Origin of the sequence: Kordiimonas marina, assembly GCF_023006325.1 — a bacterium.
Classification (GTDB): Bacteria; Pseudomonadota; Alphaproteobacteria; order Sphingomonadales; family Kordiimonadaceae; genus Kordiimonas; species Kordiimonas marina.
The window spans coordinates 12598-28016 of sequence record NZ_JAINDF010000001.1; the positions used below are offsets into that span (position 1 = coordinate 12598).

The 15419-nt window shown below is 60.6% G+C and carries 13 protein-coding genes; 1 reads left to right on the forward strand and 12 read right to left on the reverse strand.

Annotation, left to right across the window (positions count from 1 at the left end; translation table 11 throughout):
• Positions 1-4 precede the first annotated feature (4 nt).
• From K6118_RS00095 to K6118_RS00140, 10 genes are all read right to left on the reverse strand, one after another.
• Positions 5-2185 (reverse strand): tetratricopeptide repeat protein, encoded by a 2181-nt coding sequence (locus tag K6118_RS00095; RefSeq protein ID WP_247118085.1) that lies wholly within the window; start codon positions 2183-2185, stop codon positions 5-7.
• 60 nt (positions 2186-2245) lie between these two features.
• Entirely contained in the window at positions 2246-2719 is a 474-nt protein-coding gene (locus K6118_RS00100; protein WP_247118086.1) for a transcriptional repressor, read from the reverse strand.
• Between the two features lie 127 nt (positions 2720-2846).
• Entirely contained in the window at positions 2847-4172 is a 1326-nt protein-coding gene (locus K6118_RS00105) for an amidohydrolase (RefSeq protein ID WP_247118087.1), read from the reverse strand.
• A gap of 88 nt (positions 4173-4260) precedes the next feature.
• Positions 4261-5415 (reverse strand): rod shape-determining protein RodA, encoded by a 1155-nt coding sequence (rodA, locus tag K6118_RS00110; RefSeq protein ID WP_247118088.1) that lies wholly within the window; start codon positions 5413-5415, stop codon positions 4261-4263.
• Positions 5415-7319: a penicillin-binding protein 2 gene (mrdA, locus tag K6118_RS00115; RefSeq protein WP_247118089.1), complete on the reverse strand. Its 1905-nt coding sequence runs from the start codon at positions 7317-7319 to the stop codon at positions 5415-5417. The genes rodA and mrdA overlap by 1 nt, the downstream gene beginning before the upstream one ends.
• Before the next feature lie 4 nt (positions 7320-7323).
• Complete coding sequence (mreD, locus tag K6118_RS00120; RefSeq protein WP_247118090.1) at positions 7324-7833, reverse strand: rod shape-determining protein MreD; 510 nt, start codon at positions 7831-7833, stop codon at positions 7324-7326.
• Positions 7830-8699: a rod shape-determining protein MreC gene (gene mreC / locus K6118_RS00125; protein ID WP_247118091.1), complete on the reverse strand. Its 870-nt coding sequence runs from the start codon at positions 8697-8699 to the stop codon at positions 7830-7832. The genes mreD and mreC overlap by 4 nt, the downstream gene beginning before the upstream one ends.
• 61 nt (positions 8700-8760) lie before the next feature.
• Entirely contained in the window at positions 8761-9795 is a 1035-nt protein-coding gene (locus K6118_RS00130; RefSeq protein WP_247118092.1) for a rod shape-determining protein, read from the reverse strand.
• Positions 9796-10067: 272 nt separating this feature from the next.
• Complete coding sequence (locus K6118_RS00135; RefSeq protein ID WP_247118093.1) at positions 10068-10859, reverse strand: CPBP family intramembrane glutamic endopeptidase; 792 nt, start codon at positions 10857-10859, stop codon at positions 10068-10070.
• A gap of 129 nt (positions 10860-10988) precedes the next feature.
• Entirely contained in the window at positions 10989-12533 is a 1545-nt protein-coding gene (locus K6118_RS00140; protein WP_247118094.1) for a 2-isopropylmalate synthase, read from the reverse strand.
• 589 nt (positions 12534-13122) lie between these two features.
• Here K6118_RS00140 and K6118_RS00145 point away from each other — a divergent pair.
• Positions 13123-13659 carry a hypothetical protein gene (locus tag K6118_RS00145; protein ID WP_247118095.1) on the forward strand — a complete coding sequence of 179 codons (537 nt, stop codon included), beginning with the start codon at positions 13123-13125 and terminating at the stop codon, positions 13657-13659.
• 146 nt (positions 13660-13805) lie between these two features.
• Here K6118_RS00145 and ilvC read toward each other — a convergent pair whose 3' ends face one another.
• Together ilvC and ilvN are read right to left on the reverse strand one after the other, a co-directional pair.
• The gene (gene ilvC / locus K6118_RS00150) at positions 13806-14825 is read right to left on the reverse strand and encodes a ketol-acid reductoisomerase (protein WP_247118096.1); all 1020 of its coding nucleotides are present in this window, start codon (positions 14823-14825) and stop codon (positions 13806-13808) included.
• A 55-nt stretch (positions 14826-14880) separates the two neighbouring features.
• Entirely contained in the window at positions 14881-15393 is a 513-nt protein-coding gene (ilvN, locus tag K6118_RS00155; protein ID WP_247118097.1) for an acetolactate synthase small subunit, read from the reverse strand.
• Positions 15394-15419: the final 26 nt, after the last annotated feature.

Sequence of the window (15419 nt, forward strand, 5' to 3'; positions counted from 1 at the left end):
GGGATCAATAATGCAGGAAGGCGGGGTCGAGCTGACGTTCGGTCCAGCGATCGAGATCAAGGCCGTGGGGCGCGCGCTCCATGGCCTTTTCTTTGGCCTCCTCGGCTTCATCCTCGCGCCCCGGCTGGCGGGCGAGGAACCCGGCGAGGGTCGCCCAGGGTTCGAAATTGCCGTCATCCAGCTCCGCCGCGCGCTCGAACGCGCTTTCGGCCATGGTGTCATCCTCGCCGGAGAGCATCAGGAACCGGCCGAAGGCGAGCCAGGAATAGCTGCTTTCCGGGTCGATCTCGAGCGAGCGTTCGAAATGGCCATGGGCGTCTTCGGTCCGACCCTGGACATAGCGGATCATGCCGATGTCGGCGTCGACCGTGCTGCAGCTGTTGTCCAGCGTTTGCGCGCGCAACAGCGCTTCCTCGGCGGCTTCGAGGTCGCCGATATCATAGAGGAGCGCCTCACCATATTCGTGCCAGACGAAATGATCGTCGGGGTCGAGCGCCACGGCTTTTGACAGATGGTCGATCGCCGGGCCCGGTTCCGGCTCGGTATAGCGGAGCGCGCGGCCAAGCAGTGCATGGGCGAAGGCGCTTTTCGGCTGCTGCTTCAGAAGCCTGCGGGCATAGTCGAGGATAAGGTCGGCGCGGTTGAGACGGAACAGCCCCAGCCACACCATGTCGAACAGGATTTCCGAGCGGTTGGGCGAGGATTTGAGCGCGCGCTCATAGGCGGCCCAGGCGGCATCGACATCCTCATCGGCGAACAGATGAACCTGGCCGAGCCGGTGCCACGCCCAGGCGTAATCCGGGCTCAGGCGCAGGGCCTCATGCAGATGTTCCTTCGCGCCTTCGACGTCTTTTTTCTCTTCATACAGCAAGCCGCCGAGCATGGCATGGGCCCAGTCGAATTCCGGATCAATCCTCAGCGCACGGCGCAGCATGGCCTCGGCCCCGGCCATGTTGCCGCGCCCAAGCTGCAGCGCCTGCGCCATATGGGTCGCGACCCACGCGCTTTCGGGCGCCATGTCGACCGCCTTTTTCAGGATATCGATACCTGCGTCGACCTCGCCCAGCGTCTCCCACAACAGCCAGCCGAGACGGGTAAGCACGTCATAGTCATACGGGCTGGTCTCCAGCGCCTTCTCATAGGCGTGCTTGGCCTTTTCCGGGTTCTGGAGCGCCCCGTGATAGAGCATCCCGACCCGCCGCCACGCCGCCGGGTCGCCGCCGGTGAGGTTCAGCACCTTTTCATAAAGCGCCAGCGCCTTCTTCGGGCGGTTCATCTGGTCGTCGTACAGTTCAGCGAGGCTGAACATGGTCGGCACATCCTCGGGGTCCAGCTCGAGCGCGCGGCTGAGCGCGGCTTCGGCCTTCCGGGGCCGGTCGCCCATCAGGAAGCGGACATAGCCGAGGTGGTAATAGGCCCACTGATAGTCGCCCCACAGGCGCACGGCCTCCATCAGCGCCTTCTCGGCGCCTTTGAGGTCCTCGCTCTGGCGGTAGAGCGACCAGCCGAGCCAGCCGTGGTAATAGCTTTCGGCGGGCTCCAGGCTGATGGCGCGGCGGAGCATGCTCTGCCCTTCCTTCACCCGGCCCATGAAGTCAGCCAGCATGATGCCGAGCTTGCCCCAGGCCCAGTCGTCGGTCGGGTCTTCCTCGATCGCGCGGCGGAAGGCCTGTTCGGCCTTGTCATACTGATGAAGGTTGACGCTGAGGAGATGGCCATACTGCGCCCAGGACCAGGTGTCGCTCGGGTCGATCTCCAACGCGCGTTCCCATGCGACCTTGGCGGTGTCCCAGTCCTCAGCGGTTTCAGCCGCGCGGGCTTCGGCGATCGCGACTTCCTTGCCGTCCGCGACCATGTGCGGCAGCAGGAATTCCCGTTCGGCATGGGCCACTTTGGGCGCGGCGGTTTCGCGGTGGCCGAGGCTTTCGCGCCCGCCTTCCGCGGCTTTGTTGCCGGGGTCGATCTCCAGCGCCTTGGCGTAGGCATCGGCGGCGTCGGCACGGCGGCCAGGCTGGGCGGACAAGAGATCCCCCAGGATGCGCCAGGCAGGGGCGTGGCGCGGCACCATGGCGATCACAGCGCGCACAGTTTCCTCGGCAGAGGCTGCCTGCCCCTCCGCTGCCTGACGGCGTGCGAGGTCGAGAAATTCGGCCGCGGTCGCCTGGATATCCAAAAGCTCAGCCATAAGGCTTAGCCCTTTACAGAGGCCTGATACAAAAGACGAGTCAATTTTCCAGAAAGATGCCTAGGCTGCCTTCGCGTTCTGACGGCATGTGGCACACACCCCGTGCAGTTCCAGCGTCTGGCGGTGGATGGTGAAGTCGGCGTTTTCGGCGGCGGCCAGCACGGCCTTGGTCAGCGCGTCGGACGTAACCTCTTTCACCGTTTCACATTTATCGCAAATGAGAAACTGGCTCACGTGGCTGTCGCCCGGATGCGGGCAGCCGATATAGGCATTCAGCGATTCAATCTTGTGGACGAGCCCCTGCTCCATCAGGAAATCAAGCGCGCGGTAGACGGTCGGCGGCTTGGCGGACCCGCCTTCATTGGCGAGCTGGTCCAGAAGGTCATAGGCTTTGACAGCCTTGTGCCCCTGCCAGATCATCTTGAGGATACGGCGGCGAAGGTCGGTAAAGCGGGAGCCTCGCTCCTCGCAAAGGCGCTCGGCTTCAGCGATCGCCTGTTCGATACATACGGTATGGTCGTGTGAATGAGCCACTTGGGTCCCCTGTCTTTTCTGCAGTTTAGCTGCTTATGGCCCGCGTTTCCAGCCTTGTGACACCGGAAGCGCCAGGAGGAGGCCGAAGACGGCCCCGCCCCGAAAGGCAGGGCCATCCTGTATGCTTTTACGGCTTGGCGAGCAGCGTCAGCGCCGCCGTGGTCATGGCTTCGACACCGCCCCGGATAGTCTTGTCCGGCTCCGGCGCGAAGAAGGGCGAATGCAGGCTCGGCAGCTTCAGCTTGCCGGCCTTGGCCGCATCCACGTCCGCGGGCTTCAATGCCCCAAGCCAGAAGATCAGGCTGGGGATCTTCGGATCGGTGCGGCCATAAAGCGCGAAATCCTCCGCGCCCATCACCGGGTCGATCTTGTGGACATGGTCCTTGCCCATCTTGGCTGAAAGCGCCCCAAAGATTTTCTCGGTAAGCGCCGGGTCGTTATAGGTGGACGGCGTCGGTTCGCTGAAGGTGACTTCCGGCATCAGTTTTTCCGGCAGGCCGAAAGCGATGGCTTCGCCGCGGGCGATGCGCTTGATGCCCGCCAGCAGGTTCGTCCGCACCTTGTCATCATAGGAGCGCACGGTCAGCTGCAGGTGCGCGTGGTCCGAGATGATATTGTGCTTGGTGCCCGCATGGAAGGAGCCAACGGTCACCACCGCAGGCTGGAGCGGCGAGGTCTCGCGCGAAACCAGCGTCTGCAACGCGACGACGATATAGGAGCCCAGCACCACAGGGTCCTTCGTGGTATGCGGATAGGCCCCGTGGCCGCCGATGCCATGAATTTCGATATCGACCGAATCCACATTGGCGAGCGCATAGCCCGGCGTCATGCCGATTTCGCCAGCCTTGAGGGCCGGGCTGTCATGGAGTGCGAGGTTATAGTCGGGCCGCGGAAATTTGGTGAAAAGGCCAGCGTCCAGCATGGCTTCGGCGCCTTTCACGCGTTCCTCGGCCGGCTGGCCGATCATCACCAGCGTACCGCGCCACTTGTCTTTCATCGCAGCGAGGCGGCGAGCGGTACCGACAAAGCTGGTCATATGGATATCGTGCCCGCAGGCGTGCATGACACCGACCGTGTTGCCGCCGTCGTCCTTGGTCGTCACCTTGCTGGCGTAGGGCAGCCCGGTTTCTTCCGTCACCGGCAGCGCGTCCATGTCGGTGCGGATCAGGATGGTCGGGCCGTCGCCGTTTTTCATCACGCCGACGACACCGTAGCCGCCGAAGTGATCGGTGACGTCAAAGCCGACTTCGCGGAGTTCCTTGGCGATACGGGCCGAGGTGTTCTTTTCATGGAGCGAAAGCTCAGGCGTTTCATGCAGGTGCACATAAAGCGATTTGAGATACGGGTAATCGCCGTCGATCGCCTTCATCAGCGTATCGTCAGCGTGTGCCCCCACACTTGCTGCTGCCGTCATCATCAGCGCGGCGCTGCAGCCCATCAGAAATTTTTTCATGGTGTTCCCCAGTTTTTAATCTTCACACACGAAGATACGGCGCTGGGCGCCGCTTTCAAGTCAGGAGTCCGTGAAGAGGCCACCCTCGTCAGGCGAGGCCACTGCCTTTGGGCGCCAGGGTCACATCCCGGTGGACGGCAACCGACAGGATCAAGCCGTAAGCGATCATCCAGGTCAGCATCGCAGACCCGCCGTAGGAGATCATCGGCAGGGGCACGCCCACAACCGGCATCAGCCCCATCACCATCGCCACATTGATGAAGACATAGAGGAACAGCGATATGGAAAGCCCGGCCGATAACAATCGCCCGAACTGACTTCGACAGCCGATTCCCATCAACAAGCCGTAGGTCAGGACAATCCCGTACAAGCCCAGCACCGCGAATGCCCCCATCAGGCCGAATTCTTCCGCCAGCACGGTGAAGATGAAATCCGTCTTCATTTCAGGCAGGAAGTTGAGCTGGCTTTGGGTACCCTCCAGGAAGCCCTTGCCGGTCATCCCCCCGGACCCAAGCGCGATTTTCGACTGGGTAATCTGATAACCTGCGCCCTGCGGGTCGGATTCCGGATGCAGGAAGGTGGTGATCCGGTTGCGCTGATAATCATGCATATAGTGCAGGCCCACGGGAACCGCGGCTGCGATGCCGATGAAGGCCGCAACGAACAGCCAGGCCGGAAGGCCAGCAAGGAACATGACCGCAGCCCCGCCCGCAACGATCATCACACCGGTGCCGAGGTCAGGCTGTTTGACCACCAGGATCACCGGCACCAGTATCAGGACAGCCGGGATAATCAGCGATTTCAGGCTCCGGCTTTGATGATAATTGCGGCCATGGAAATAGCGCGCGAGCGCCATGACGACGGCAATTTTCATCAGTTCAGACGGCTGGATGCGCATGAACCCGATATCGAGCCACCGCTGCCCGCCCATGCCGACCGCGCCGATAACGTCCACCGCCAGCAACAGGATAACGCCGATACCCCAGGCGGGATAGGCAAACGCCATCCAGTAGCGGATGTCGACAACCGCGATCACCAGCATCAGCGCCAGGGCCCCGGCGAAACGGATCGCCTGGGTTTGCGCCCAGGGATGCCAATCGCCGCCCGCGACCGAATAAAGCATGGCGAAGCCCGCACAGGCGATCATGATATTCATCAGCACGATCAGCCAGTTAAGGCCGATAAGCCGCTGAAAAACATTCTTGTTCACACGCCGGGGCGCGAACATATGGGCGCTACGCATCAGTCAGCCTCCCCATCAGGGTCGGGCGGTGGCGGCGTTCCCTTGACGGGGCCTGCCGTCGCCGTGGTGATTGGTAGCGGTTTGCCTTCCCGCTGGCGCTTGAGTTCAAGCGCCTTGTCCATCATGTCCCGCGCAATCGGTGCGGCGGTACTGCCGCCATGCGCGCCGTGTTGCACCAGGATGCCCGTGGCCACCTCAGGGGCATCGGCCGGGGCATAGCCAATGAACAGAGCATGATCCCGCTCCGCCCATGGCAGGTCTTCCTGCTTGATGATCCCGGTCTGGCGTTCACTTTTGGTGATCCGCTTGATTTGCGCGCTGCCGGTTTTCCCGGCCTGACGAATGGCCGATTTGGGCCGGTGCCAGTCATGCGCCGTACCACCGGCTTCCATCACCATCTCCATCCCCCGGCGAACGACCTTCAGGTGCAGCGGGTTGACATCGAGCGGCAGGAACGAGCGGTTCGTATCCGGTTCGCCGTCCAGCGACCGGACAAGCGACGGCCACACCTTGTTGCCACCCGCGATCCGTGCCGACATGATGGCAAGCTGCAACGGCGTGACCAGAAGCGCGCCCTGCCCGATCGAGACATTGAGCGTTTCGCCCAGGTGCCACTGGTCATGCATGACGCGGTGTTTCCAGTCCCTGTCCGGCACCAGGCCTTCTTTTTCGCCATCGACACCGACATCGAACACAGCGCCAAGGCCGAAACGTCGGGCCATGTCCGCGATATTGTCGATGTCCATATCCGCGGCGACCTTGTAGAAATAGACGTCACAGCTTTGCTGGATCGCCTGTTCAAGATTCACCCGGCCATGGCCTCTGTGCCGCCAGCAGTGGAACGTATGGGAGCCCAGCTGGAACGACCCGTTGCAATAATGCGTTGTGTCCGGCTTGACCACCCCGCTCTCAAGGGCGGCCAGCGCCATGATCGGCTTGAAGGTGGACCCCGGCGGATATAGCCCCGCCACCGGCTTGTTGATCAAGGGCTTGCGCGGGTCTTTCAGCAGCGCCTGCCAGTTTTCGTGGCTGATGCCGTTGGTAAATTCATTGGGGTCGAAGCTGGGGGACGAGCCCATGGCGAGGATATCCCCGCTCTGCACGTCAACGAGCACAGCCCCCGCCGCTTCTTCGCCCAACCGTTCCATGGTGAATTTCTGGAGATCGAGATCGAGCGCCAGATTGATGTTTTCGCCCCGGACGGCATCCTGCCGCGGCGGCAGTTCGCGGATTTCACGGCCGACAGCGTTGACTTCCACCCGACGTGTACCGGCCTTGCCCCTGAGCTGGTCCTCATACCGGCGCTCCAGCCCCTGGCGGCCCACCTTGAAGCCCGGAAGCTGATAAAGCGGGCTCGTATTCATGTCGTCTTCCTGCGGGCTGGCCATATAGCCGACGATGTGCGCGACATCGATCCCATCAGGGTAATAGCGGCTGAGCCCGGAATCGGTGACAACACCGGGCAGACTGGGCATCTCGACATTGACGCGGGCAAAGGTTTTCCACGTCAGACCCTGCGCCACGGTCACCGGCATGAATTTGCGCTGGCGTTTGATCTGACGTTCGACGCGGGCAAGGCGCCTGTCATCCAACTGGACGATGCGGCCGAGGCGGGCCAGCGTGTCCGTCACCTTGTGGGCCTGTTCGGGGATCAGGAAGACGCGGAAATCCTGCCGGTTGGTCGCCAGCTTGCGGCCGAACCGGTCGAAGATCTCACCGCGTTCAGGTGCGATCCAGCGTAGCGAAATGCGGTTCTTGTCCGCACGCAGCTTATATTGGTCGCCTTCGATGATAGCCAGATAGTAAAGCCGGCTGCCGAGCGTGGCCAGCGCCAGCCCCTGGGCACCGGCGAGCAGGAAAGCGCGGCGGCTGAATGTTTGATATCTCAGGCCTTCCCGTGACATGGCGCTATTTCGACAGCGACCGGCGGATACGGCCCAAAAGGAAACCCACCGGGGCATAGGAAAAAGCCGTCACCAGCCACTGCACCGCAAGCGGCTGCACCGACCAAACCGACCGTTCGACCGCGGAAATCACCAGCCAGGCAAAGGCATACAGCCCGAAAGACATCATGGCGAACACCGCCCAGTGCACCAGGCGGGAGCGGCCGCGATAATGCTTGAGCTGGTTGAGGACGAAAAGGCGCGTCAGGATCAGCATCAGCATATTGAGGCCGAGCGGCACATCGAGCCACAGGTCCATAAACAGGCCAAGAAGCGCGCAGGCGCCGTAAGGCATGAGAAGCGGCCGGTGCGACAGCCAGTAGAAGACCGAAATCATCACCAGGTTCGGCATGGTGACATTGGCGATACCGCTACCGATGGGGAGCAGCATGACCAGCGCGAAAACCAGGCTGACAACCAAGGGCACAAAGCCCGCGGCCCCGAAGGTCATGAAGGTCGGACGGGCGAGGCTCATCGTCTGCCCCCATCCTGGCTTTCAAGCAGGCTCTTGTCCTCGGCCGGGACCGGCACATAGGCCATCACCCGGACATAATCGAGCTTGCCGAGCATCCCCAGGGGTTCAAGCATGATGAATTCACCGTCGATCGACACCACTTTGCCAACCGGCAGGTCTGGCGGGAAAATACCGCCCTGACCCGATGTCAGCACCCGGTCCCCAACCTTGACGTCGGCTTCCTTCGGCAGGAAACGCAGGCGCAGGAGGGTTTCGTTCTGGCCCTCGGCGATGCCGACAATGCCTGAACGTTCAAGCCGGACCGGAATACGGCTGTTGAGGTCGGTTACCAGCAGCACGCGGCTGGTCCAGTGGCCAACCTGGATCGCACGGCCGACAACGCCGCTGTCGTCCACCACCGGCTGGTCACGGAGGACACCGTCCTTGGCGCCGGCGTTGATCAGGATGCTGCGCTCGAACGCACCGCCGCCGATGCCGATCACCCGCGCGGTGGCAGCGGGCGGCACTTCGCGCCCCGGCACCTTGAGCATCTGGCGCAGGCGTTCGTTTTCACGGCTGAGCTGAAGCGCGGCCTCCCGCCATTGGCGCAGGCGGCCGTTTTCATCCCTCAGGGTTTCATTTTCGAGATAGATGTCCGAGACACCGGCCACGCGTTCAAGCCCGGCCTGGATCGCCCGCACAGGACGGTCCAGAAGGTTGAGCACCGGCGCCGCCAGGTCATTGGCGTAGGCGCGAATCTCCCGCGGGATGCGCGACCCTGTCATATCGAGAATGAGAAGCGCCCCGGCGAGGATTATATAAAACCAAAAGGCCTCCCGCCCCCGCATCCCGCGGCGGTCGCGGAGCCTGAGGGGCGTAAGGCCCATGGATTGCGTTGAGGGGGTCAGCTTTCACTCTCCCGCGTTAACAAAAAGTGCCGCGCCCGTATCAATAGCTCTCGATCAGAACCATCTTGAGGAGCGGGTCTTCAAGCGCACGGCCGGTACCGAGGGCAACACAGGTGAGCGGCTCTTCCGCGACTGTGACCGGCAGGCCGGTTGCCCGGCGGATGACCGTATCGAGGTCGCTGAGGAGGCCACCGCCGCCCGTCAGCACGACGCCGCGGTCGACGATATCCGCCGCCAGTTCCGGCGCGGTCTGCTCAAGCGCGACCTTCACGCCTTCGACGATCTGGCTGACCGGCTCAGAAAGCGCTTCGGCAACCTGGAGCTGGTTGATCTCCAGCTCTTTCGGGACGCCGTTCATCAGGTCGCGGCCCTTGATGGTCATGGTCGCACCGACGCCGTCTTCAGGCGCGAGCGCGGTACCGATTTCCTTCTTGATCCGTTCCGCCGTGGCTTCACCGATCAAGAGGTTGTGGTTGCGGCGGATATAGGCGATGAGCGCCTCATCCATCTTGTCACCGCCCACGCGCACGCTGGTCGCGAACACGATGCCGGAAAGCGACAGCACGGCCACCTCGGTGGTACCACCGCCGATGTCGACAACCATGGAACCCTGCGGTTCGGTGACCGGCAGACCGGCACCGATTGCGGCCGCCATCGGCTCATCGATCAGATACACTTTGCGCGCGCCTGCCTGCTCGGCCGATTCCTGGATCGCCTTGCGCTCGACCGCGGTGGAGCCGGACGGCACACACACAACGACCTGTGGGCTCGCGAATGAGCGATTATGCACTTTCTGGATGAAGTGCTTGATCATCTGTTCCGCCACGTGGAAATCGGCGATAACACCATCCCTGAGCGGACGGATCGCCTGGATACCACTTGGGGTCCGGCCGAGCATCAGCTTGGCTTCATCCCCAACCGCGAGAACACGGTCCCGGCCATGTTCGCTTTTGATCGCCACGACGGACGGTTCGTTAAGCACAATTCCCCGGCCCTTGACATACACAAGGGTGTTGGCGGTCCCGAGATCGATCGCCATATCGGAAGAAAACATTCCGAGCAGCTTTGACAGCATTTAACGCCTCACAGTCTAGTAGTTGGCCTCGCACATTTACGAGGAGTCTTAAAGCTGGTTATGGGCCAGTTACGCCTCATACACAAGAGGCGTTAATCATAAATACACCGAGATTCTTATTAATAGGTAAGTCCCGGCAAATTTTATGGAAAATTTCGGCAAATTCACGGCCTGTCCGGGGCCGGTTTGGGGCCGGTTTGGGGCCGGTTTGGAGCTTGAGAGGGGCAGCATCCTCCCCGCGGGAAGGCCCTAAAACCAGCCCTCAAAAATCATCAATTCGCCGCCATCGCCTGCACGCTCAGCGCCAACGCATTATTGAAAATATGCAGCGCCATCGATGCCCTCAACGAGCCCGTGAGGTGATAGAGAATACCGAAGCTGAGCCCCAGCAGAAAATAGATCGGCCACAGGGTCAGGGAGAAGTGGACGGAGGCGAACACGGCCGATGCCACCGTGACCGCAATCCAGGTGCCGTACCGGGCCTTGAGCGCGGTTTGCAGGTAGCCGCGGAAGACGATTTCCTCCGCCATCGGCCCGATCCCGGCGATGAACAGCCACAAGCCCAGCACCTGAAGGTTGAAACCGTGCCCGAAGGTTTCCGCCGCCGCGCGTTCAGCGAACCCGGCCAGGTCCTCCCCCAGGAAGGCCCAGGCATAAAGGGCGGTCACGACCCTGAGGCCCAGATAAATCCCAGCTGCATAATACAGCGTCATCCAGAAGCTATAGTGGCTGGGTTTCCAGCCGACGGCCCGCATGAAGGCCGGGCCACCCCGGTTAAACGCGGTCCAGGCATAGAGAAGGATGATCACCGCGGTGCCGCCCCCGCCGATCAGCGTCAGCTGGCCGACATCCAGACCGCCCCCGCCGTGGGAGGCAAAGAAGCCGAGGGTAAGCCCGAAAAGCACCTGGAGACCGATGAAGCCAAAGACCAGCGACAGCGCCTGCGCGACCGTCGGGGCCGGGTCAGCCCCGCCCCACGGCTGGTGCGTGGCGGAAGCGCCTTCACGTTCGTCACCCGCGTCCGGCACCTGGCCCGTGATCGGTGTATTGTCCTGATCCGTCATCGTTTTCTCCGCCCCCATCCGCCGGTTAACGACGCCAGAAGAGCAAACTTCGACCGCGTGCGTAAAGCAAAAAGAAAAGGCAGGCCACCCGGACCTGCCTTTCCAGTCATTTCTGTTGGCCTAGAGCCGTCACATCGGCGCGGGCGCGGTTTTCTCACGCTTGACCAGAAGCTTGTTCACAGCGGAAACATAGGCGCGCGCCGCGGCCGTGACCGTATCCTCATGCGCGCCCTGCCCGTTCACCGTGCGGCCTTCATATTCCAGCCGGACCGTGCATTCGCCCTGCGCGTCCGTGCCCTGCGTCACCGCATGGACCTGGAAAAGCTGGAGGTGCGGCTCAAACCCGATCAGCTGCTTGATCGCGTTGAAGGCGGCATCGATAGGGCCGGAGCCGTAAACCACGGCCTTCTTTTCCTCCCCGTCAATCATCATGGTGACATCCGAGAAGGCGGAGCCAGTGGTCGAGCTGTAGGTATTGAGGCTGACAACCTGCATCCGGTTGGCACTGGTCGCCACCTCATCATCCACGAGGGCGATGATATCCTCGTCATAGATATTCTTCTTGCGGTCACCCAGCGCCTTAAAGCGGCGGAAACATTCCTGGAAGGCATTGTCACCGAGCTCATAGCCCAGGTCCTTCAGCTTGTCGGCGAAGGCATGACGGCCCGAATGCTTGCCCATGGTGAGCACCGATTTGGTCACCCCTACCGATTCCGGGGTCATGATCTCATAGGTCTCGGCATTCTTGAGCATACCGTCCTGATGGATGCCGCTTTCATGCGCGAAGGCGTTGGCGCCCACAATGGCTTTGTTGTTCTGCACGGTAAAGCCGGTGACGGTGGAGACCAGACGGCTCGCGCGCATGATTTCCTGCGTTTTGATGCGGGTATGGTACGGCATCGCGTCCGACCGGGTCTTGAGCGCCATCACCACCTCTTCCATCGCGGCGTTACCGGCGCGTTCGCCGATGCCGTTGATGGTGCATTCCACCTGCCGCGCACCGCCTGCGATACCGGCGAGCGAGTTGGCCACCGCGAGGCCGAGGTCATTGTGGCAGTGGGTGGAGAAGATCGCCTTGTCCGCCCCCGGCACCCGTTCGATGACAGTGCGGAACATGGCGGCATATTCCTCAGGCGTGGTGTATCCCACCGTGTCCGGCAGGTTGATGGTGGTGGCCCCGGCCTTGATCGCGGCTTCCACCGCGCGGCAGAGGAAGTCCATCTCCGTCCGGGTCGCGTCCTCGGCCGACCATTCGACGTCCTCGCACAGGTTGCGGGCGTGACTGACCGACTTGTGAATGGCCTCGATCACCGCTTCCGGCTCCATCTGGAGCTTGAATTTCATATGGAGCGGGCTGGTGGCGATGAAGGTATGGATCCGGCCGCTTGCCGCCGGTTTGATGGCTTCGGCCGCCCGGTCGATATCGCCCAGGGCCGCGCGCGCCAGCGAACAGACGGTCGAGTTCTTGACCCTTTGGGCGATCTTGTTCACGCATTCGAAATCCCCCTCTGAGGCGATGGCGAACCCGGCTTCGATGATATCGACGCCCATATTTTCCAGCACGGAGGCGATTTGCAGCTTTTCTTCGAGCGTCATCGACGCGCCGGGGGATTGCTCCCCGTCACGCAACGTTGTGTCGAAGATTCGCACACGGTTTGCTTCACTGTGTGACATGACTAAATTCCTGATTTTCGTAACGAGACTATCTGTGAAAAAGCGGCGATACCCTTAAGCAACCAGGGCGCAACCAGGCGCCGCTTGCCGTGATGCTTAAGGGCCGATAAGTCGGCCGGCCCCCGTTAGTAGGAGGAGCGAAAGGAGAAGCGCGGACGCGGAAAGCACAAGCGCGCGAGCGTGCGCATCAGCCCGTGCCGATGCAGCAAGCGCGATGGCCTTGGCTTTTCCCCGACGATGGTGGGCCCCATTCATGGTCCGCTCAGTCCTCAAAAAACTTCAATAATCAAGGGATAGCATATTCTTTTGTTTTCTCAACAACGAAATTTGAGAAATTTTATTTCAAAAGAAACCATCTCAAAAGGACAATATTGCTGACCTAAACTATTGAAGACGCTGAAGTATTACTGGCTACTCGCCTCCTGAGCATAGGAAGAAAGCTCTTCACACCATTTGCTCATAATGAAAGCCCAGAAGAGAAAGGGCTTGAAACTTGCTTTACTTGTAAAATTAAGTTCTCATACACGCATAACGAAAACTTACGGAGGCCCGAATGGGTGAGGAGGGGAGCTTCTGGGGCACAAACCCCATGAGCAATGTAGTTCGCTATGCCATACATACGAACCGCATTCTATCATGGATAAAGCAACCATCTTTTCTTATTGCAGGAATAGTGCTTGCTGCTGTTCACCTTATTTTATTTCTTTTCGGAATAGCGCTTTGGCCTTGGGGAGCTTTCATCCCAGTGCTGACAGCGCTCACCGAATCGATATCTGAATTAGTTAATGAAATGTCAGAAGCTGAAGATTTGGCTGAACGAATAGCACTAGCAATTACAGGGATAATAATAGGATCGTTTTGGGTCTCCACTTTCATAATAGTAAGCCCACTTCTGTTGACCGTGGTCGTTTTTATTATTTTAGACAAATGGCTTATAGAGATATCAATTGCATCATTAATATTAGGTATATTCTGGGCAATTGCGCATTTCTGGGGTTGGCTGGCTGCTGCCTCCATAGCTGTCATCATGATTACTCTGGCGATGATTATCCACAAAATTGATACTGAAATTAATGCGGAAGTTAAATACGGAGAAACTGAGCCCAGTCAGGATAAGGAAGTTTAAGGAAACATACCGTATAGAAGTCAAACCTGCCTCGACCCCCACCTCCTCCTCGCGACTTTAACTCGCTGGTTAATAAAAAAAGGGGCGACCCCGATTGGGATCGCCCGAGAAAACTCTCTAAACAGAAATGAGAGTCTAAGGGGGACTTAGTTCTTCGCCTTGTCGACGAGCTTGCCTTCCTCCATCCAGGGCATCAGGCCGCGCAGGCGCGTGCCGACTTCCTCGATGGGGTGCCGGGCCGCCAGACCACGGTGGGCCTTCAGCTCCGGGTTGCCGGCAAGATTGTCGGCGATGAAATCCTTTACGAACCGGCCTTGCTGGATGTCTTCCAGAACCCGTTTCATCTCAGCTTTGGTGTCAGCAGTGATGATGCGCGGGCCGGTTTTATAATCGCCATATTCGGCGGTGTTCGAGATCGAGTAGCGCATGTTGGCGATGCCGCCTTCGAAGATCAGGTCGACGATCAGCTTCACTTCGTGCAGGCACTCGAAATAAGCCATTTCAGGGGCGTAGCCTGCTTCCACCAGCGTCTCGAAGCCAGCTTTGATCAGCTCGGACACGCCGCCGCACAGAACGGCCTGCTCACCGAACAGGTCGGTTTCGCATTCCTCACGGAAGTTGGTTTCGATAATGCCGGAACGGCCGCCACCGATGGCGGACGCGTAGGAGAGGCACAGGTCATGCGCCTTGCCGGAGGCATCCTGGTGAACCGCGATCAGGCACGGTACGCCTTTTCCTTGCGCATATTGCGACCGCACGGTGTGGCCCGGGCCCTTCGGCGCCACCATGATGACATCAAGGTCAGCGCGGGCTTCGATGAGGCCGAAATGGATGTTGAGGCCGTGCGCGAACATGAGCGCAGCGCCTTCTTTCAGGTTATCCTTCAGCTCGTCGGTGTAGATTTTGGCCTGATGCTCATCCGGCGCCAGCACCATCACCATATCGGCGACCTTGGCGGCCTCAGCGGCGGTCATCACGGTGAAGCCGGCGGCTTCGGCCTTCTTGCGGGTGCCCGAGCCTTCCTTGAGCGCCACGATCACCTTCTTCACGCCGCTGTCGCGCAGGTTGGCGACATGGGCGTGGCCCTGGCTGCCGTAGCCCACGACGGCGATGGTCTTGTCTTTCACCAGATTAACGTCGGCGTCACTGTCAAAATAAACACGCATAATACTGTCCTTTAACGGGCCGAAGCCCCTTCTACCCAAATGGTTTCCAAAACTGTTAAAGCCCGCCAGGGCCGCGCGCGAGGGCGACTGCCCCGGTCCGCGCCACCTCAACAAGGCCGAGTTCGCTCATCAGCTCGACAAATGCGTCGAGCTTGTCGGCCGAGCCCGTAAGCTCGAACACAAAACTGTTCGCGGACGCATCGATGGTGCGCGCGCGGAACGTGTCGGCGAGACGCAGGGCCTCCACACGCTTCTCACCGGTGCCAGCCACCTTCACCAGCGCCATATCGCGCGAGACGAAGCGACCATCAATCGTCAGATCACCCACCTTGTGCACGGGCACGAGCCGGTCAAGCTGGGCCTTGATCTGTTCGATCACCATGCGCGTGCCGGAGGTGACGATGGTGATGCGCGAGCGCTCACCCGTCTGGTCAACCGCCGCCACGGTCAGGCTTTCAATGTTGTAGCCGCGGCCGGAAAACAGGCCGATAACGCGCGCGAGAACGCCCGCTTCGTTGTCAACGATAACGCTGATCGTGTGGCAGGCGATGGTGCCAATTTCTTTCATGGAGCCGTCCATTTTGTAATTACTTT

What these genes read in the sequence shown, in the direction of transcription:
- K6118_RS00095 (WP_247118085.1), bottom strand. Translation starts at nt 2,185, where the DNA reads ATGGCTGAGCTTTTGGATATCCAGGCGACCGCGGCCGAATTTCTCGAC.
- K6118_RS00105 (WP_247118087.1), bottom strand. Translation starts at nt 4,172, where the DNA reads ATGAAAAAATTTCTGATGGGCTGCAGCGCCGCGCTGATGATGACGGCA.
- rodA (WP_247118088.1), bottom strand. Translation starts at nt 5,415, where the DNA reads ATGCGTAGCGCCCATATGTTCGCGCCCCGGCGTGTGAACAAGAATGTT.
- mrdA (WP_247118089.1), bottom strand. Translation starts at nt 7,319, where the DNA reads ATGTCACGGGAAGGCCTGAGATATCAAACATTCAGCCGCCGCGCTTTC.
- mreD (WP_247118090.1), bottom strand. Translation starts at nt 7,833, where the DNA reads ATGAGCCTCGCCCGTCCGACCTTCATGACCTTCGGGGCCGCGGGCTTT.
- mreC (WP_247118091.1), bottom strand. Translation starts at nt 8,699, where the DNA reads ATGGGCCTTACGCCCCTCAGGCTCCGCGACCGCCGCGGGATGCGGGGG.
- K6118_RS00130 (WP_247118092.1), bottom strand. Translation starts at nt 9,795, where the DNA reads ATGCTGTCAAAGCTGCTCGGAATGTTTTCTTCCGATATGGCGATCGAT.
- K6118_RS00135 (WP_247118093.1), bottom strand. Translation starts at nt 10,859, where the DNA reads ATGACGGATCAGGACAATACACCGATCACGGGCCAGGTGCCGGACGCG.
- K6118_RS00140 (WP_247118094.1), bottom strand. Translation starts at nt 12,533, where the DNA reads ATGTCACACAGTGAAGCAAACCGTGTGCGAATCTTCGACACAACGTTG.
- K6118_RS00145 (WP_247118095.1), top strand. Translation starts at nt 13,123, where the DNA reads ATGAGCAATGTAGTTCGCTATGCCATACATACGAACCGCATTCTATCA.
- ilvC (WP_247118096.1), bottom strand. Translation starts at nt 14,825, where the DNA reads ATGCGTGTTTATTTTGACAGTGACGCCGACGTTAATCTGGTGAAAGAC.
- ilvN (WP_247118097.1), bottom strand. Translation starts at nt 15,393, where the DNA reads ATGAAAGAAATTGGCACCATCGCCTGCCACACGATCAGCGTTATCGTT.